Here is a 19,442-nt window from a genome sequence, read left to right on the forward strand (position 1 = left end):
AGTGGTGATGCATTCACCGCCTGAACCTACCGGCCATTTTTCGGGACATTTTTGTCATAACCGCAGTCAGTAACTCGGATCAATAGGTGGGCAGCCCGCCCCTCGCACCGCTCCTAGCATCGCTCACGACGCCCGCTAGCCGCGGGGAAAACACACATCCGAGCACACAAAGCCAAACAGACAGCAAAACCGCCTAAACACGCACTTTGATTTGCGCGTGTTTAGGCGGTTCAAGCAGTAATCAACAGCCGGTAACCACAGTGGTTAATACAACCGCTAACCAGCAACTAGCTACGCGGTAACCTCAACGTTCTTCTCCGAAGCAACAGTGGCGGCAGCCGCATCGCCTTCAAGAGAGCCAGTGACTACTGCGCTACCGCCAATCGTGCGGTAACCGTGCTGGAAAAGTACTGCAGTCAAAGCGGTGCAGATACCAGATCCGGCAACGTGAACCGGCACCAATGCCTCTGGTACACCGGACCAGTACTGAATCATTCCAACAACACCCTGAGCCAAAATGAACACAACGAGTGCGATGGCAACCTTACGCACAGGTGCAAAGGCTTCCGAGGCCAGCAGCCCGAAAATCAGACCGATAACCAGGCCAAGGTAGAGGTACATAAAACCAGCGTGGATATGCGCCAAGTCAACAATCGGAAGCTGGAGGCGGTCCTCCGGGAGCACCGAGGCATCTCCAGCGTGTGGTCCCGCACCGGTGACCATAGTTCCGGTAATCAGCGTCATCGTCAGGGCCAAACCGGAGGCGGCGGCCAGATAGCGCAGATAGCGCGGGTACATACGGGTAGCAGTGCCGTCGTCAGGCTCAGAGATCTTGATGAAAAGCATGCCCGCGAGCCAGACCAGAATCATCGAAGGCAGGAAGTGCAGGGCTACGGCGTACCACTTCAGGTCAACCAGAACGGAAATGCCACCGATAACAGCCTGGACGATAACGCCGAGACCGTTGAGGAAGGCCAGCAACTTGATTTCGTTGCGGCGGCCAACACGCATAACCGAAAGGAAGAGCAGAAGTGTCAGAGCAACTAGCACAAAGGTGAGCAGCCGGTTGCCGAACTCAATAACCTGATGGAGCATCTCTGCTTGTCCCGCGACAGGCACGAAGCTACCCGGGTGACATTCTGGCCACGAAGCACAACCGAGACCTGAACCAGTAACTCGGACGATAGAACCGGTTACCGCAATTGCCGCCTGTGCAATCAATACGAGCAGGGCATAGAGCTTCTGGCGCCTGATCGGTGTCAGCGGCAAAAACGATAGGGGCAAACTTCGATCTGCAGTATTCACATTAAGAAATTCTACCCATGCTGGCGGAAAATGGTAAAAAGCGAAACCCCTGCGTTGGGCTGCGCTTTTCTATGCAGATTCCCCGATAGATTCCTAGTCATTCGGCATATCAAAACGGAACCAGCGGACCGCCAGTGCAGCGCCAAGGACACCCCACACGATCAGCACCCCGACAGCTGACCAATGGACGGACATGGCCAATGCCGCGGAGATCACGTCGGTAAGCGCGACGGACGGCAAGAGGTGCAGCAGTACAGAGCTGATGCCATCTAGCGACGGTGCGACGGCCACATAAGTAGTAGCACCAATAAGGAGGAACCAGATCAGGTTGGCGAGACCTAGGATTAGCTCGGCCCCCAACGTGCCGCCCATGAGCAAGCCCAATGAAGTAAAAACGAACGTTCCCAGAAGCATCCCCACATAAGCCAACAGCCAGCCGCCAATCGAGAGCTCTGCGCCAAGAGCGAGCCCCACGAGGCTGAACAGTATGTATTGCAACGTGACAGTAGTGCAGACCGACACAATCTTGCCTGCAATAATGCCCCAGGGTGGCACACCTGAGGCACCGATGCGCTTCAGGGCTCCGTAACGGCGGTCAAAGCCCACGGCAATTGCCTGCCCGGTAAACCCTGCAGACATGACGGAAATCGCCAGCACCATGGGGAAGATACGCTCGAGCGGATCATCGAGCTCCAACACCGGCACCATCACCAGGCCGATGAGCATCGCCAACGGGATAATGATGGTGAGGAGCATTTGCTCACCGTGTCGCCAGAAGAGCTTCGTCTCCAACCACGCCTGCGACATGACCAACTTCGCCATGTCCGAACGCTGTGGCGCTGGGGCGAAAGTGCCCTTCGCAAAGCGGGAGGCATCAGACCTCGGTGCGGTAGTCATTAGCTCCTCATCTCCGTTCCAGTGATCTGCAAGAAGACATCTTCAAGCGATTGCGTCGCCCTATTCATCGAGGTGATCAGCACCTCTTGCTGCTCGCAACTCTGCGCCAAGACAGTCAAGGCGCGCGGTGAAGCCTCACCAATCAGGGAAAACTCTCCACCGCCAGAACGCTGCAGACGCTGTGGAAGACCGGACTCGCTGAAGTTGCGGTTGACCTCTTCGAAGTCAAGGCTGCCTCGAACGCTGATCTTCATAGCAGTGCTTGACGACGTTCCCTGGAGAGCCGATGCGCCTGCGCTAGTGATCTCCTCGGTGGTACCGGCCACAACTAAATGGCCCCGGTCGATAATCGCAACGTCGTCGGCAAGCGATTCGGCCTCGTCCATGAGGTGCGTTGTCAGGACCACGGTGACCCCATCACGGCGCAGCGACGAGATGAGATCCCAGACGGCTAGACGGGACTGAGCATCGAGGCCTGCTGTCGGCTCGTCGAGGAACACAAGCTCCGGGCGTCCGACCAGGGCACATGCGAGCGACAGTCGCTGCTGCTGACCGCCAGAGAGCCTGCGGTAGTTCGTCTTACGATGGCGTTCTAGGCCAACGACTTCAAGGAGCCAATCAGTGTCCAGCGGGTTTGCGGAGTAACTGGCAACGAGGTTCAGCATTTCGCCAACGCGAACACCGGGGTAGGCACCTCCGCCCTGGAGCATGATGCCAATGCGACTGCGCAGTGCTGTGGTTTGAGTGACCGGGTCGAGATCAAGAATGCGAATTCGCCCTTCATCCGGCTTGATGAAGCCCTCACACATTTCAACGGTTGTGGTCTTACCAGCACCGTTGGGGCCGAGGAGCGCAAGAACCCTACCTCGATCCAGGGAAAGCGAAAGGTCTGATACAGCCTCAACGTCATCGAATTTCTTCGTTACGTTCTCAAGGCGCAGAGCAGGAGAATTGGCAGCGTTATTCACGGTTAGTCAGTCTAATCTCACAGTTTTAATGAAGGCGAAATACCTTAGATCGCGTCGAGTACGCCAAGATGACGAACATGACTGCGACGAAGAATACCAACGCCAGTAGGTAAATCTGAGCGACGGTGCCCGGAGGCAACCCCAGGCCGCGTGGTAGTACTACAAAACTGAAAATTGCCGAGTACAGAACCACGGCAATGCGAAATTGTACCCGGTTGGCCCAAGCGGACAGGGGCACGATGGCCCATAGCAGGTACCAGGGGTGCACGACGGGGAAGAGGATTACTAGAGCGAACATCGCGAGGCCGTAGCCGCCGAGCGGGTGAATGCGCCCACGGAACGTCGCTAACAGCATGCGCAGGAGCCAGGCAGCCACCAGCACTACGCCAATGCCGCGGGTAAACAGCAAAGCACTGTCGCTGATATCGCCGAGCCCCAGAAGCCTGCCGAAGAAACCAGCGATAATCCCGAGCAGGGTAGTCAACGACATCCAACTGCGCACCGTTGCGGCGCCACCCTGCGCGGTGATCCAACCAAAGCCCAGACCAGTTGCTAAGGAAACAACGACTGCCGTGACGACGGTTATTGCGCCCGTCACTACCGCGGAAAGAGCAACGGCCTTCCAGGTGCTGCCAAACTTTCGGGCCAGCCACATGCCGGCAAAGCCGAGCGCCACGAAACCGGTGACTTTGACCATTCCGGCGAGGCTGATGAGCACGATACCGCCTGCATACAGCGCCCACGATCTACCTCGGCTTTGGTTCTCGTGTCCGATCGGTCCGGGTTCTGGCAGCTCATCGGGCACCATCGATTGCGCAGGGCCGTGGATAGCTCGCAGACACAGTTCGAGACCAACGAGCAGGAGAGCCAGCAGCAGGGCCTCATTGTGGATACCGCCCACCAGGTGCAGCAATACCAGCGGATTGAGCGTGCCCAGCCAGAGCGTGAACTGAGAGCTAACGCCGCAGCGGCGACCAAGCTGCACCAGCGCCCAGGACACCACGAGAAGCGAAACAATGGCGACGAGTCGATGCAGAAAGACGGAAGCGATTACCCCGTCGCTGGTTATTTTGGCGATACCCCATGCCACTGCGAGGGCTGTGGGGCCGTATGGGCTCGGAGAGTGCGACCAAATCAATGGCACCGATCGGGCAAGTGGGTCGTTGGCTCCCAATAGGTCAACAGGCCCTGCGAGGTAGGGATCCATACCCCGCTCCACAATTGCAGCCTGCGCCAAATAGGAATAGATATCCTGCGTAAACAGGGGAGCGGTAAACATCAAGGGCAATACCCATGCCGCGTAGGTGCGTATGAGCATCGGAGTAGTCACTGCGGTGACGCGAGTCCGCGCACCGGCCAGAACGAAAGCGCCGACACCCAACCAGGCTGTGACTAACATGCCAATGCCCACGAAGGTGACGATTGTCGTTGCCACCAACATTCGACCGAGGATTAGCCCAAGTGGTGTACCCCAAAACTCATTTCCAACCACCGGTGTCGCGCCTGCGCCGATCCCGGCGACCATAATAAAGACCGCCCCGAGAGCACCCAGCCAACGCAGCCAGGTGAAGCGTCGGAGTTCGCGGTAATTGATGCGGTGTTGGAGCGGCTGTTCTGAGCCCTGGTGGAGGGTTGCCGACCTAGAACCGGCCAGACCAATCTTCGGAATGGCGTCACGCACCCCGAGAGCGTCGTCGAAGGTGGACGAGCGGCGCGGGGTAGGTCGGTTAGTTTTCACAAGGTCACATAGTAGACGATTCGACACGCCGAAAGGGCGTTCTAATCAGCGACGTTGCATTGATATTTAAATGCGTTGGACATTGTGACCCAATTACGACACAATTATGTTGTCTAATACACCAGCGGCGCAAGTGGGATACTTGCCTCGCTGAGCCACCTAGACACCCATTATTATCCAGCAGTCCAATCGCAGGAGGTGACTCACCAGTCATGGCAGATCGGAAGCCGACAGTCAATGATGGTGATACGCGCAAGCGCATTCTCCAATTGCTTCTGGAACACAACCCGGCGTCCGCGACTTTTATCGCAGACACCCTGGGACTATCCGCTGCAGGCGTCCGCCGTCATATTGACATTCTGGTGGACGAAGGTCTTGCCGAAACCGCTCCGGCACCCAGCACCGGCCCCCGGGGCCGAGGCAGGCCAGCAAAGTCCTATCGCCTGACAGATCGGGGCCGCGCTAGATTCGGGCACGCTTACGACGATCTTGCCAGTGCAGCTCTGACCGCACTGCGCAAGGCCGGTGGTGAGCAGGCAGTTGCCCAGTTTGCCCGTCAGCGCATTGATGACATTCTGCTCGGCGTCACGCCAGTGGGGCAGGACGCAGAGAAGGAAGAGGTCGTAGAGGCCGTCGTCGATGCTTTCCGACGGGCCGGGTACGCGGCAACTATCAACCAGAACACTGGCGGCGTGCAAATTTGCCAGCACCATTGCCCAATTAGCCACGTAGCCTCCGAGTTTCCGGAGCTCTGCGCGGCGGAGCATGAAGCCGTTAGTAAATTATTAGGTCAGCACACCCAACCGTTGGCGACTATCGCTGATGGAAACGGTATCTGCACTACGAATATCCCACTCACTCCCGTAACAAAGACACTTACTGAATCGCCACAAGAAAGGAGCGGAGAATGACCCTCGCCCATGAGAACTCCACCGACGTGGCTGAATCCACGAAGGCTGCCACTCCGCAGACTGACGAAGAGATTATCGAGTCCATTGGTGCCTACCAGTTCGGTTGGCACGACCCGGATACCGCTGGCGCTTCCGCGAAGCGTGGCCTGTCTGAAGCGGTCGTTCGCGATATTTCGGCTAAGAAGAACGAGCCGGAGTGGATGCTTGAACGTCGCTTGAAGGCTTTGGAAATCTTCGACCGCAAGCCGCTGCCCACCTGGGGCGCGGATTTGTCGGGCATCGACTTCGACAACATTAAGTACTTCGTTCGCTCCACCGAGAAGCAGGCCCAGACCTGGGAAGACCTGCCGGAGGATATTAAGAACACCTACGACAAGCTCGGCATTCCGGAGGCTGAGAAGCAGCGCCTGGTCGCAGGTGTCGCCGCTCAGTACGAGTCTGAGGTTGTCTACCACCAGATTCGCGAGGATCTGGAGGCCCAGGGCGTTATCTTCCTGGACACCGACACCGCTCTCAAGGAGCACCCGGAGCTGTTTAAGGAGTACTTCGGCACCGTCATTCCGTCCGGTGACAACAAGTTCTCCGCTCTTAACACCGCAGTCTGGTCCGGCGGCTCCTTCATTTACGTGCCGAAGGGCGTCCACGTGGACATCCCACTGCAGGCATACTTCCGTATCAACACGGAAAACATGGGACAGTTCGAGCGCACGCTCATTATTGTCGACGAAGATGCCTACGTGCACTACGTCGAGGGCTGTACCGCTCCGATTTACAAGTCCGACTCGCTGCACTCGGCTGTTGTGGAGATCATCGTGAAGAAGGGTGGCCGCTGCCGCTACACCACGATCCAGAACTGGTCGAACAACGTCTACAACCTGGTTACCAAGCGCACCAAGTGCGAAGAGGGCGCAACCATGGAGTGGATTGACGGCAACATCGGTTCCAAGGTCACCATGAAGTACCCGGCAGTGTGGATGACCGGTCCGCATGCCAAGGGCGAGGTGCTGTCCGTGGCTATGGCTGGCGAGGGCCAGTTCCAGGACACCGGCGCCAAGATGGTGCACATGGCTCCGCACACGAGCTCCAACATCGTGTCCAAGTCCGTGGCCCGCAACGGTGGCCGCGCTGCCTACCGCGGGCTGGTGCAGGTCAACAAGGGTGCCAAGCACTCGCACTCCAACGTCGAGTGTGACGCACTCCTGGTGGACACGATTTCACGTTCGGACACGTACCCATACGTGGATGTCCGCGAGGACGACGTCACCCTCGGCCACGAGGCAACGGTTTCCAAGGTCTCTGACGATCAGCTTTTCTACCTGATGAGCCGCGGCATCGAGGAAGAAGATGCAATGGCCATGGTCGTGCGCGGCTTTGTCGAGCCCATCGCCAAGGAGCTCCCGATGGAATACGCCCTCGAGCTCAACCGCCTCATTGAACTGCAGATGGAAGGTTCGGTCGGTTAATACCAATGACTACGACGATTAACAACGAAAACCAGGCTGCTCATAGCCGCCGCGTGCTGGCGAACAAGGGCGACGTTTTCTCATCCTTCAACGTGGAGGACTTCGCCGTGCCACATGGCAAGGATGAAGAGTGGAAGTTCACGCCGCTGCGTAAGCTCCGCGGTCTCCACAACGGCACCGCAGCAGAGCCGGTTGCAGCCTCCATTTCGGTCGAGACTGCTGGTCAGGATGGCGTCGCTGTGGACGTCGTTAAGCGTGACGACGAGCGCCTTGGTCGCGCCGGCGCCCCAACGGACCGCGTGGCAGCACAGGCGTACTCCAACTTCGACGATGCGCACATCGTTACCTTCGCGAAGAACTCGGTGTCCAAGGAGCCTGTCGTCATCGACATCGATGGTCCGGGCGAGGACAACGTGTCCTACGGCCACATCGTCATTGACGTGCAGTCTCACGCCGAGGCCGTCTGCGTCATTAACTACCGAGGCAGTGGCACGTTCGCGGACAACATCGAGTTCGTAATCGGCGACGGCGCCAAGCTGGGTGTCGTGACCATGGTGAACTGGAACGAAGATGCCGTTCATGGCTCTGCGCACCACGTTCGTGTCGGCCGGGATGCTACGCTGCGCCACACTGTCGCAACGTTTGGCGGCGAGGTTGTCCGTATCGTTCCGCGCGTTGCTTTCACGGCACCCGGCGGCGACGTCGATCTGCTGGGCGTGTACTTCGCCGATGCCGGTCAGTACTTTGAAAACCGCATGCTGGTCGACCACGCTGTGCCGAACTGCCGCTCCAACGTAATGTACAAGGGCGCGCTGCAGGGCGAGCCGAATGTCGCTCATCGTGAGGCCCGCACCGCGTGGGTGGGAGACGTGCTCATTCGTGCAGAAGCTACGGGCACCGACACCTACGAGCTCAACCGCAACCTGCTGCTCACCGAGGGCGCGCGTGCCGACGCAGTTCCGAACCTGGAAATTGAAACCGGTGAGATTGCCGGTGCTGGTCACGCTGCCACCGTTGGCCGCTTCGACGAGGAACAGCTCTTCTACCTGCTCTCGCGTGGTATTCCGGAGCTGGCCGCTCGCCGTCTGGTGGTTCGCGGCTTCTTCAGCGAGGTCATCAACCTGATTCCGGTCGAGTCCGTTCGCGAGAAGCTTGAAAAGCTCGTTGACGAAGAGCTCAACACCGCTGGCTTCTAACCGCTTATCTTCTTTCTCACCCTTTCCGTCCTGTCACCCCGGAAGTGCCGGGGGACAGGCCACTTACACCGATTAAAGGAAAAGATTTCACTATGAGCACTTTGGAAATCCGTAACCTCCACGCGCAGGTGCTGCCAACCGACGAGTCCGCCGAGCCCAAGGAGATTTTGAAGGGCGTCAACCTGACGATCAACTCCGGCGAAACCCACGCTGTGATGGGGCCGAACGGCTCTGGTAAATCCACCCTGAGCTACACCATCGCAGGTCACCCGCGTTACGAAGTCACCGAGGGCGAGATTCTCCTCGACGGCGAAAACGTGCTGGAGATGAGCGTCGACGAGCGCGCTCGCGCTGGCCTCTTCCTGGCAATGCAGTACCCGGTCGAGGTCACCGGCGTGTCCATGTCCAACTTCCTGCGCTCTGCAGCAACCGCTGTCCGCGGCGAGGCTCCGAAGCTGCGCCACTGGGTCAAGGAGGTCCGTGAGGCAATGGCTGACCTGGAGATCGATTCGTCGTTCTCCGAGCGCTCCGTCAACGAGGGCTTCTCCGGTGGCGAGAAGAAGCGTCACGAGATTCTGCAGCTCGACCTGCTGAAGCCGAAGTTCGCCATCCTGGACGAGACCGACTCCGGCCTGGACGTCGACGCTCTGCGCGTTGTCTCTGACGGCATTAACCGCTACCAGGACGAAAACGACGGCGGCATTCTGATCATTACTCACTACCAGCGCATCCTGAACTACGTGAAGCCGGACTTCGTCCACGTCTTCCACGATGGTCGCTTCATCACCTCCGGTGGCCCGGAGCTTGCAGACGAGCTGGAAGAGCACGGCTACGAGAAGTACATCAATGCCTAACGCCGAACTACTCAGCCCATCACTCCGCGAGGACTTTCCGATTCTGTCGCGCACTGTCCGTGACGGAAAGCGGCTGGTCTACCTGGACTCCGGAGCGACCTCGCAGCGCCCCAAGCAAGTCATCGATGCTGAGGTGGAGTTCCTAACCCACCACAATGCACCGGTGCACCGCGGTGCCTACGAGATTGCTGAGGAGGCCACGGACGCCTACGAAGATGCCCGCGAAGCCATTGCAGGCTTCATCGGCGCCGACTATGACGAGCTGGTCTTCACCAAGAACGCCACCGAAGCGTTGAACACAGTGGCATTCGTGCTTGGCGACGACCGCGCAGGTCAGTACCAGGTCGGCGAGGGTGACGAGATTGTCGTCACTGAGCTGGAGCATCACGCGAACTTGGTGCCGTGGCAGGAGCTGGCTCGCCGCACTGGTGCGACACTGCGTTGGTATGGCGTGACTGAAGACGGCCGCATTGATATGGACTCGCTGGAGCTCAGCGAGAAGACCAAAGTTGTGGCCTTTACCCATCAGTCAAACGTCACCGGTGCAGTAACCGATGTGAAGGAAATGGTGCGCCGTGCTCGCGAGGTCGGAGCGCTGGTAGTCCTCGATGCCTGCCAGTCGGTGCCGCATATGCCTGTCGACGTCAAGGAGCTCGATGTGGACTTCCTGGCGTTCTCCGGCCACAAGATGCTCGGCCCCAACGGGGTCGGCGCGCTCTACGGTCGCCGGGAACTGCTCGAGGCACTGCCGCCGTTCCTCACTGGTGGCTCGATGATTGAGGTCGTCACCATGGAGAAGACCACCTTCGCGGCGCCTCCGCAGCGCTTCGAGGCGGGTACCATGATGACCTCCCAGGTCGTCGGCCTGGGGGCTGCGGTGAAGTACCTGGATGCCATCGGTATGGATAAGGTAGCTGCTCATGAGCACCACCTGACCGCGCTCGCACTGGAGAAGCTGCAGGAAATTGATGGCGTGACCATCATCGGTCCGACTACTCCAGAACAGCGTGGCTCTGCAGTCTCCTTCAAGGTCGAGGGCATTCACCCGCACGATCTTGGCCAGGTTTTAGACGACCAGGGCGTGTGCATCCGCGTCGGTCACCATTGCGCGTGGCCAATTCACCAAATCCTCAACGCCCAGTCGACCGCCCGGGCATCCTTCTACATCTACAACACGGAAGAGGACGTTCAGGCGCTTGCCGACGCAGTGCGCCATGCACAGAAGTTCTTCGGTGTCACCCCGTAACTTTAAGAAAGGAGAAGGACATGAAGCTCGAGCAGATGTACCAGGAAGTTATCCTGGATCACTACAAGCATCCGCAGCATGCGGGTTTGCGGGAGCCTTTCAATACGGAAGTGCATCACGTCAACCCGTCGTGTGGCGATGAACTCACGCTTCGCGTCACTCTGAACGACGACCTCACCGTCGTCAATGACGTCTCCTATGACGCCGTGGGCTGTTCTATCTCGCAAGCCTCTACCTCAGTTATGGCTGAGGAGATTGTCGGCAAGACTGTCGACGAGGCCATGGCCAAGCTTGCCGAGTTCGAGAAGATGGTCACCTCCCGAGGCAAGATTGAGGGCGATGAGGACATTATCGGCGATGGGATTGCCTTCGCTGGAGTTTCTAAGTACCCCGCCCGCGTGAAGTGCGCACTTCTCGGATGGAAAGCTTTCCAGGCCGCAACCGCTGAGGCCCTGGCCAACGCTGCTGAAGGCAACGGCGTTGGTACCGCGACTGTAACCGTTACCAATGACGAGGAAGGCCATCGCCATGACTGAACCAATCGCTAATGACGCCACCTCGCCCGCACAGCCTGATGCTGTCGACGAGGACACCATGACTACTGGTGCTCCCATTGATGAGGGGGATGCGTACGAGTCCATCACCGTCCCGCCGGCACCGGAGCAGACCGAAGCCGATAACAAGCTGGCCATCCAGGTTGAAGAGGCAATGTACGAGGTTGTTGATCCGGAACTCGGAGTCAACGTCGTGGACCTGGGCCTGGTATATGACATCTGGATTGAAGAAGGCGACATTGCCGCTATCTTCATGACACTCACGTCCCCGGCCTGCCCGCTGACCGATATGCTCACCGACCAGACTGCCTCCGAGGTTATGAAGGTCGAGGGTATCCGCGACTTCCGCCTCAACTGGGTCTGGTCTCCGGCATGGGGCCCACACATGATCACTGAGGACGGCCGCGAGCAGATGCGCGCTCTCGGTTTCTCGGTCTAGATGATCAGTGACAGCGGTGATTAGAGAACCGCTACGTTAAAAGTGCTTGGCGACGAGCTCCTGGCTCGTTCAGCTAGGCACTTTTTCGTTTGTTTATGAGTTGCTGACTGCGTTTATGGCCGGGATCGGTAGGGCGATGCGAGTTACTGACTGCATTTATGTCAAAAATGGCTCAAAAAATGGCCTGAAAGCGTCATAAACTTGCACAGTTTCACATCTGCAGCCCGTATTCACACGAGCATCCCCGCAATTTTTTCAAGCTGTCCGACTCGGAGTTAAAAACGACCCCACCTGGCACTGAAAAGTGCCAAGCGGGGTCGCTATTGTCTTCGACTGCTAATCCAAGTTGTGAGAGTTAGATGCGAGATGCATAGCTACTCGCATCTATTCACAGCTCTTCGCAGCTATTCGCGAGTCATGTCTGCGGTGGCCGGGTCAACGAGCTTGGAGCCCGTGACCTTCTTATGGATAAACCACAGCAGGACGAAGACCGGGATACCCAGGTACGGAGTGAGGATAGCGAAGATATTCTCGCCAGTGCGAATCGGATCAAGTGCCTGTCCGGCCACCACAAAGAAGCACATAATCAGTGCCAGCACAGCACCGGCGGGGAAAAAGTTCGCCTTGTAGGGAAGCGAATCCAACGGGATATTCTGGGCCTTCAGACACTTGCGGAAGCGGTAGTGGCTGAAAGAGATACCAAACCAGGTGATAAAGCCCGCGAGCGCAGACAGCGTCAGCAAGAAGGTGTACGCCACACCATCGCCTACCAATGAGGTAATGAAGCCAGCCATACCGATGACAGCGGTGGCAATCAGAGCGCGCAGCGGAACGCCATGCCCAGAAAGCTTGCCAAAGTAACGCGGAGCGTGTCCCTGACGGGCCAGGGAAAACAGCATACGAGTGGACACATACATACCGGAGTTACCCGCGGACAACACCGAAGTCAGAATAACGGCGTTCATCAGGCCAGCGGCAATCGCGATACCTGCGCGTTCAAAGACCAGGGTGAACGGTGAAATGGAAATGTTGTCCTCGGCGGCGTTCAGAAGATTCGGGTCCGTGTACGCAATAAGGAAACCAATAACCGCGATGGCACCGATGTAGAACAGCAGGATACGCCAGAAGATAGTGCGAATCGCGCGGGGAATCGTACGCTCAGGATCTTCAGCCTCACCTGCTGCTACACCAACCATCTCGGTGCCCTGGAAGGAGTATCCGGCTACGACGAAGACAGCCAACAGTCCCATTCCGCCATTGACGAATGGGGCGTCGCCCGTGGTCCAGTTTTCGAAGCCGGGAGAGGACCCACCCAAGATGCCGAAAACCATGCCGACACCAAGAACGAGGAAGACGATGACGGTAATGACTTTGATGGTCGCAAACCAGAACTCACCCTCGCCGAATGCACGTGCGGACAGGGCATTCAGCCCGAATAGAATCGCGAGGAAGAGCGCGGACCAGATGATTGAAGGCACATCCGGGAACCAATAGCGCATCACCAGCGCAGCAGCGACGAGCTCTGCGGCCACAGTAATCGCCCAGTTAAACCAGTAGTTCCAGCCCATGGCAAAGCCGAAGGATTCTGAGACGTATCGGCGACCGTACTCCTGGAAGGAACCGGGCACCGGCAGGTAAGCGGCCATCTCGCCGAGAGACTGCATAACCAGCCACACCATGATGCCGATAAGAGCGTAAGCGATAAGCGCACCGCCTGGACCGGCCTGCGAAATGGTCGCACCGGAGGCAACAAACAGGCCCGTACCAATGGCACCACCAATGGCAATCATGTTCAGGTGGCGAGCTCTCAGCCTGCGCTGAAGCTTATGGTTTTGTGAGGAAGTCTCCTCAGATTGCGTCGAAGTCATTCATTTATCATAAGCGTTTGTACTCCGGTGAATGCAAAAACCACACGGCTTTAATTGTTGGTATCACCCCACAAATCGGCTGATGTATATGCTCCCGGTCAACGAGTTCTCCATCTCCCAGGTCCCCGCACAAACCCTGCGATGAGCTTTCCGCACGTACGCGGACTCATTTTCAGCAAAGGCACGGCCACTTTCGCCATAGCGCGAAGCGTCGTCAGTGGGGATGTCCCTATCAAATAGGCAAACACGTCCTTTTCCGGCAACGAAAAGAACGCCCGAAAAAACGCACCCGTCTGTCGTGCATCGAACCCCAGCAGCGCCGCGAGTCCACGTTCGCGTAGCCATCGCTGCAATCGCATGCTTAACGACGTCCCCAGCGTCCGGCTTCCCTTCTTTTCCATATCGGCCAAGAAGCGGTCGACATCTTCGATAACCGAACCCACCGAGTAACCAGTGGCAGGATGCATCCAACCACCAGCAAAGCCGAAGAGAGTGCCCATGGATGGTCCACTGTGCGTGAAGTTACCGCGGCGAGAGGGAAAGTTTGCCAGTAGGGGAAAGGACACCACTTCTTCATCGATGGCCAGATCTTCCGAAAGCCCCAGGGACTTCAACCGTGCACTTTGGCGTCTACGCAACAGCGCTAAAAGTGCGGAGTCATCGGCCTCACCGCCGATCCGGACTGCAGCACCGGCTTCGCCACGATACCCGTCAACCATAGGAGTCGGAGTAGCGAGAATGGTCTCTTCAATGAGGAAGGTCCTGTCATCCAAGAAAATGCGATAGGAGAAACTAGCCGGCTCTGCCGCTGGGTCAACCGGTTCAGCCGGAGTGAAGTCCATGAGGACTGCGCGGCGGTGGGCGCTGGGGACGTCGTCAAGCGAAAAGATGTGCCCGATGGCGAGCTGCCGTACCTGCCCACCTCGCCCGACTGCGGCGTGCGTGCGCCCGGTGGTGACAATTGTGATGTCAGTACCCGTGGTTTCGGAATCGGTGAGTGCGCGGCGTTCGATGTGGAAACCGCCAAGTTCTTGCAGGCAGTCCTTGTTAACAACGCCGTAGTTGCGGGCGAGCTGACGTTCGGTGCCGTCGGCAAGAATGACGCTGGGTTGAAAGGTGGCGGCGAGGAAGTCGCTGGGCAACCAGTCGGGGAGTTGGTCGCACCAGAGACCAATCGTCGAGGGCAGTGTGCCACCGGCTGGGTCATAAGCGGTGACATCCCAGCCGCGAGCGGATGCACGGTGGGCGGCGATTCTTCCGGCGGGCCCGAGGCCGACGACGGAGGCGGTCACGGGAAATGAAGTCATAACTGGTAGGCTACTCGTTCGTGATTGTGACCCATGACCTTGAAGTCCGAGTCGGCGCCCGTACCCTGCTCACTGCGCCGGGTGAGCAGCTGCGCGTCCAGCCGGGAGACCGGATTGGACTCGTCGGGCGAAATGGTGCTGGCAAAACGACGACTATGCGTATTCTCTCCGGTGAAACTGAACCCTACGGCGGTTCAGTAGTGCGCTCTGGCTCGATTGGTTACCTGCCACAGGACTCGCGCGAGGGCAACATCGACATCTCCGCCCGCGACCGTGTGCTGTCGGCGCGAGGTCTTGACCAAATCCGCCGCAGCATGGATCGCCAACAGGAGATCATGGAGACCGCGACCACTGACACGAAACGCGATGCGGCGATTCGGAAGTTTTCGCGTCTCGAGGAGCGCTACCACGACCTCGGCGGCTACGAGGCGAACGCCGAGGCAGCCCGCATTTGCGACGCGCTGGGGTTGCCGGAGCGCGTACTCGACCAGCCGCTGAAGACGCTTTCGGGTGGTCAGCGCCGCCGCGTCGAGCTTGCGCAGATTCTCTTCGCCGCTACCGAAGGCTCGGGCAAGTCCGCCACGACGCTGCTTCTCGACGAGCCGACGAACCACCTCGATGCGGATTCGATTACCTGGCTGCGCGAATTCCTCAGTAAGCATGAGGGCGGCTTGATTATGATTTCGCACGATGTCGAGCTGCTCGAGGCCGTGTGTAACAAAGTCTGGTTCCTCGATGCGGTGCGCGCCGAAGCTGATGTGTACAACATGGGCTGGAAGAACTACCTGTCGGCACGCGCGACCGATGAGGCTCGACGTCGCCGTGAGTTCGCCAACGCGGAGAAGAAGGCCAGCGCACTGCGCAAGCAGGCCGAGAAGCTAGGCGCGAAGGCGACGAAGGCCCGTGCGGCCAAGCAGATGGTGGCTCGTGCTGAGCGCATGATGGACAGTCTCGACGAGGTCCGTGTCGAGGATAAGGTCGCTCATATTTCCTTCCCAGAACCGGCGCCCTGTGGCAAGACTCCGCTCAACGCCACGGGACTGACCAAGATGTATGGTTCGTTGGAAGTCTTCGCCGGTGTGGATCTTGCGATTGACAAGGGGTCCCGCGTGGTTGTCCTCGGCTTCAATGGCGCTGGTAAGACGACGCTGCTGAAGCTACTCGCCGGTGTGGAGCGCACCGATGGCGAAGGCGGCATTGTCTCCGGCCACGGCCTGCGCATCGGCTACTTCGCCCAGGAGCATGACACGATTGACCCGGACAAGACTGTCTGGGAAAACACGGTCTACGCCTGCCCTGACGTCAACGAGCCGGAACTGCGGAGCCTGCTCGGTGCCTTTATGTTCTCCGGCGACAAGCTGCAGCAGCCAGCGGGAACCCTCTCCGGTGGTGAGAAGACACGTCTGGCGCTGGCGACGCTGGTTAGCTCCCGCGCAAACGTCCTGCTTCTCGACGAGCCCACTAACAACCTCGACCCGCAGTCCCGCGAACAGGTTCTCGATGCACTTCGCACTTACACCGGGGCCGTCGTTCTGGTTACCCACGATCCAGGTGCGGTCAAGGCGCTAGAGCCCGAGCGCGTCATCGTGCTTCCCGACGGCACCGAAGACCTCTGGAGCGACGACTACATGGAAATCGTCGAGCTGGCTTAAGACGGATCCATTGGCCCTGGCAGGTAACCGTCCTGCTGCGCGAGCCTATACATCTCCGACTTGTTAAGGCTGTTCTCGGCCCGGCCAGCTGCCGCATACTTGGCTCGAATACGGCCCAAGTAGTCCAACACGGTGTTCGGTGTCAGCCCTGTCATCGACGCGACTCGCTTCGTCGACTCACCGGAGGCGTAAAGCTCCAGTACCTCACGCTGGCGTTCTGACAAATCGACAGAGTCGAGCAGGGGATCAGAGTCAACTACCGATGCCCATTCTGTAGTCAGCGCACCCTTGCCAAGTGCCGCCAGCCGTACTGCAGACACGATTGTCTCCGGGGTTTCCGATTTTTGCACAACCCCCATCACTCCGGTACGCACTGCCTTTCGGACAAGGTATGGGCTTTCAGCTGACGAGAGGATGAGCACGTGATCGGTAACCAATTCCAGCGACAGAACGTTCTGCGCTGGATCTGAATTATCCGCCAGCCGTAGATCCAGCACGACCACATCCAGGCGGTCATCGGTGCCCACATCGGCCAGTAGCTCCGGCACAGTTTGATAACAGCCGACGAGCTCAAAGTCTGGCTCTGCAGAAAGCAGGGTTTCGAGCCCCTGCAGAGTCAAGGCATGATCATCAATCGCAGCAACGCGAAGCAAACGATCCGACTGCACGCTGTAATCTCCGATGTTGTCGGAGTCAATTGCAGCCGAGACGTCGATGGAAGCATTGCTCATTCCCGCAATATTCTCCCTAGTCACGTGACATCACTATCCTCTCACCGGCTTCATCAAACCTTTGCACTCCATTGTCATCAGAAATAGATGCAAATGCACGTCTGCCCGGGGGCAATAGGCGAATTGTTACCGATCCTTCTTCGGCGTTATCGATTGCTTCGAGGAAGTTCGGCATCAACTTGGCCACCGCGGAATCGTCGTCGACAAGCGGAATACGGCGCACATCGGTGCTATCGGAAACGGCCTGCGTGTGATTGCGGTCATCGAGGAGCCGGACATGAACACCTCTTGCGCGGGCATCCCAAACAGCTTGGTGAAGGGACCCAACATTTAGATGCGGCGAACGTAGGACGTCTCGGAGAAGCTGCTCTGTAAGCCGCGCACGCAACTGCAGTCGCGGGGTCGGTTCTTCCAAAACTGCAGCGGCGCTAAAAATGGGGCCGACCCGGCGCTGCAGCCATTCGTAGTTACTCTGGCTGCTAATTTCGTACTCTTTTGCGGCCCCGGCAGCGTACAGCGCACGATTATAATCCTGAATAGACTGCGGAACGGTGCGCATAAAAAAGCGGACCATGATGGACGTCAAAATTCCCGCGACCAACATCACGGAGCGAACTAACAGGTCAACTCCAGAGATACTGATGTGGGTCGTATCCGAGGGGGCAAAGGGGAAGAACTTGAGAAGCTCCACCATGATCGCGCCACCGAGCACTGAATTCAGCGCAACCCAGGGGCGGCCGCGGATGGCGAGCAATGCAGATGCAAAAGAAATTAAGCTAAAGTGCCAGAAATACGACCATTCCAAATTATTTGGAATGGGCTGGTAGAGCCCCACCACAGCTAATACAACGATCGCGACACCAGTTACGATTGCACGGGCTAACGGCAATTGTGAATGGCGGCCATACATAATCAGCCCGAGAAGGCCGATCGCTAATGCCAGACTGATTTGCCCGGCCGCGGTAAATAATTGTCCATTACTGGCTAGAACCATGAACAACACGCCGACGATCGCGCCGTAGAACTGCCAGGAAAAAACAATTGACATTCCCATGAGGTCATACAGCGATGTCGTGTGAGCGGAGGAATCGACTACATCTTCCTCTTCCACAGGAGAGGTATTACCGTGCCATTTGAGAATAACCTGAGTACCTTTCCCAGGCTTTGAATTAACGAGAGCATCTCCACCGCGAAGGGCCTCCATTCGCCCTTTAACGCTCAACCGGATACCTGCACGATGCGGGTCAATTCCCTCGGGGTCGAACCCGGTGCCATCGTCACGAAAATCAATGGACACCTCTCCCGAGGCAACACGAATGTGGCATTTCTTTTCCGCTGCGGCACCTGCGTGACGCTTGGCATTATTTGCCACCTCGGTTGCGGCTAATAGGAACGTGTTAGCAACTTCTCCTGGCAGCCGAACTGGACCGCCTTCTTCGCTGGTGTCTAGCGTTACCGAAATGTCGGGGCTCACCGACATCAATTGCGCCCGTACAGCCTCAGCAAAAGTTCTACCGCTTACTGTTTGCCGAGGCGAGAAAAACAGCCCAGTCTGCTCGTCTAGCGAGAAGTCAATCTTAGAGCCCTTACCGATTGCAGACAGTGCGGCCAATACATAGTCATGGACATAGGCGTTGAAGCTGCTCATCGCCTCGCCGCGGACACGCATACGCTCCGCTCTCTCATTGACCTTCCGAGAGTTCTCGTAGGTGAAGTCAATAAGCCTTGCGACGGGTTGTGCAGAGCCTGCAATAATCACAAATGGAAAAGTGTTGATGAGATTGAAACCAACATCCGACAACATGTCGAGCCAAAAAGTGTGTCCCAGCAACCACGAATTAATGACCGCAATAAGTCCGGGAACAAATACCATCACGGACAAACTGATGTGGAGTGGCACTGTCAGAGCAAATGCAGCGAGGGCTAAACCTGAAAATGGGCTATACCAGAGCGCATTTCCAACGAGGTTATGAGGGAGATCCCAATAGGTTGAAACCAACATCAGGAAAACCAACATGATGTACATCGGCACACGCAGTGCGGTAATAAGGCCTCGCCGCGTATTATTAATCACAGCCCAAATCAGCAACATATCGCTGAGAATGAATATGAGCAGTGATGCAAAAGGGAACCAGTGGCTCAGAAAGTTTTCAAAGGGGACAGAACGAACAGCCGATTCAACCTGCCACAAAAAGCCGGTGACGGCAATAATAATCGCGCCGGATCGCAGCACAGACATTTCAATTGATGGTGACTGTCCGGCAAGTGCCGAATCGGGATTCCACCTCTCCATGCGACAATCAGATTCCTTTT

General features: G+C 57.7%; 16 protein-coding genes. 8 read left to right on the plus strand and 8 right to left on the minus strand.

The genetic code is table 11. The annotated features are described in order from the left end of the window. Positions 1-291: 291 nt before the first annotated feature. The 4 genes from HMPREF2681_RS10675 to mptB all read right to left on the minus strand — a co-directional run bounded on the left by HMPREF2681_RS10675 (position 292) and on the right by mptB (position 4,935). Positions 292-1,305: a COX15/CtaA family protein gene (locus HMPREF2681_RS10675; protein WP_070547102.1), complete on the minus strand. Its 1,014-nt coding sequence runs from the start codon at positions 1,303-1,305 to the stop codon at positions 292-294. A gap of 93 nt (positions 1,306-1,398) precedes the next feature. Further along, positions 1,399-2,202, minus strand: a complete 804-nt coding sequence (locus HMPREF2681_RS10680) for an ABC transporter permease (protein ID WP_070547104.1) — start codon at positions 2,200-2,202, stop codon at positions 1,399-1,401. Beyond that, positions 2,202-3,170, minus strand: coding sequence for an ABC transporter ATP-binding protein (locus HMPREF2681_RS10685; RefSeq protein ID WP_070547106.1), 969 nt, complete (start codon positions 3,168-3,170; stop codon positions 2,202-2,204). Before HMPREF2681_RS10685 ends, HMPREF2681_RS10680 begins: the two co-directional genes overlap by 1 nt. 25 nt (positions 3,171-3,195) lie before the next feature. After that, entirely contained in the window at positions 3,196-4,935 is a 1,740-nt protein-coding gene (mptB, locus tag HMPREF2681_RS10690; RefSeq protein WP_049193480.1) for a polyprenol phosphomannose-dependent alpha 1,6 mannosyltransferase MptB, read from the minus strand. A gap of 185 nt (positions 4,936-5,120) precedes the next feature. Between mptB and HMPREF2681_RS10695 the strand changes: the two genes are divergently transcribed. The 7 genes from HMPREF2681_RS10695 (at position 5,121) to HMPREF2681_RS10725 (ending at position 11,571) form a co-directional block, all read left to right on the plus strand. After that, positions 5,121-5,819, plus strand: coding sequence for a helix-turn-helix transcriptional regulator (locus HMPREF2681_RS10695; protein ID WP_048734176.1), 699 nt, complete (start codon positions 5,121-5,123; stop codon positions 5,817-5,819). Beyond that, positions 5,816-7,282 (plus strand): Fe-S cluster assembly protein SufB, encoded by a 1,467-nt coding sequence (sufB, locus tag HMPREF2681_RS10700; RefSeq protein WP_016422750.1) that lies wholly within the window; start codon positions 5,816-5,818, stop codon positions 7,280-7,282. The genes HMPREF2681_RS10695 and sufB overlap by 4 nt, the downstream gene beginning before the upstream one ends. 5 nt (positions 7,283-7,287) lie before the next feature. Then, on the plus strand, positions 7,288-8,478 hold the full coding sequence (gene sufD / locus HMPREF2681_RS10705; RefSeq protein WP_070438417.1) for a Fe-S cluster assembly protein SufD: 1,191 nt from the start codon (positions 7,288-7,290) through the stop codon (positions 8,476-8,478). 92 nt (positions 8,479-8,570) lie between these two features. Then, complete coding sequence (gene sufC / locus HMPREF2681_RS10710) at positions 8,571-9,332, plus strand: Fe-S cluster assembly ATPase SufC (RefSeq protein ID WP_016422752.1); 762 nt, start codon at positions 8,571-8,573, stop codon at positions 9,330-9,332. After that, a complete protein-coding gene (locus tag HMPREF2681_RS10715) occupies positions 9,325-10,578 on the plus strand; it encodes a cysteine desulfurase (RefSeq protein WP_016422753.1) in 1,254 nt (417 codons plus the stop codon). The genes sufC and HMPREF2681_RS10715 overlap by 8 nt, the downstream gene beginning before the upstream one ends. 20 nt (positions 10,579-10,598) lie before the next feature. Next, entirely contained in the window at positions 10,599-11,114 is a 516-nt protein-coding gene (gene sufU, locus HMPREF2681_RS10720; protein ID WP_016422754.1) for a Fe-S cluster assembly sulfur transfer protein SufU, read from the plus strand. Next, the gene (locus HMPREF2681_RS10725; protein WP_016422755.1) at positions 11,107-11,571 is read left to right on the plus strand and encodes a metal-sulfur cluster assembly factor; all 465 of its coding nucleotides are present in this window, start codon (positions 11,107-11,109) and stop codon (positions 11,569-11,571) included. Before sufU ends, HMPREF2681_RS10725 begins: the two co-directional genes overlap by 8 nt. Before the next feature lie 404 nt (positions 11,572-11,975). Here HMPREF2681_RS10725 and HMPREF2681_RS10730 read toward each other — a convergent pair whose 3' ends face one another. Together HMPREF2681_RS10730 and HMPREF2681_RS10735 are read right to left on the minus strand one after the other, a co-directional pair. Next, a complete protein-coding gene (locus HMPREF2681_RS10730) occupies positions 11,976-13,439 on the minus strand; it encodes an amino acid permease (RefSeq protein ID WP_070547109.1) in 1,464 nt (487 codons plus the stop codon). Between the two features lie 98 nt (positions 13,440-13,537). Beyond that, positions 13,538-14,746 (minus strand): lycopene cyclase family protein, encoded by a 1,209-nt coding sequence (locus tag HMPREF2681_RS10735; RefSeq protein ID WP_049190721.1) that lies wholly within the window; start codon positions 14,744-14,746, stop codon positions 13,538-13,540. A gap of 20 nt (positions 14,747-14,766) precedes the next feature. Between HMPREF2681_RS10735 and HMPREF2681_RS10740 the strand changes: the two genes are divergently transcribed. Continuing rightward, positions 14,767-16,398, plus strand: a complete 1,632-nt coding sequence (locus tag HMPREF2681_RS10740; protein WP_038625400.1) for an ABC-F family ATP-binding cassette domain-containing protein — start codon at positions 14,767-14,769, stop codon at positions 16,396-16,398. Here the strand turns inward: HMPREF2681_RS10740 and HMPREF2681_RS10745 are convergent. Then, positions 16,395-17,153 (minus strand): response regulator transcription factor, encoded by a 759-nt coding sequence (locus tag HMPREF2681_RS10745; RefSeq protein WP_224433497.1) that lies wholly within the window; start codon positions 17,151-17,153, stop codon positions 16,395-16,397. The genes HMPREF2681_RS10740 and HMPREF2681_RS10745 overlap by 4 nt on opposite strands. Next, complete coding sequence (locus HMPREF2681_RS10750; protein WP_070547111.1) at positions 17,146-19,422, minus strand: sensor histidine kinase; 2,277 nt, start codon at positions 19,420-19,422, stop codon at positions 17,146-17,148. The genes HMPREF2681_RS10745 and HMPREF2681_RS10750 overlap by 8 nt, the downstream gene beginning before the upstream one ends. Positions 19,423-19,442 lie beyond the last annotated feature (20 nt).

The sequence above is a fragment of the Corynebacterium sp. HMSC064H12 genome (assembly GCF_001809925.1).
Classification (GTDB): domain Bacteria; phylum Actinomycetota; class Actinomycetes; order Mycobacteriales; family Mycobacteriaceae; genus Corynebacterium; species Corynebacterium jeikeium_D.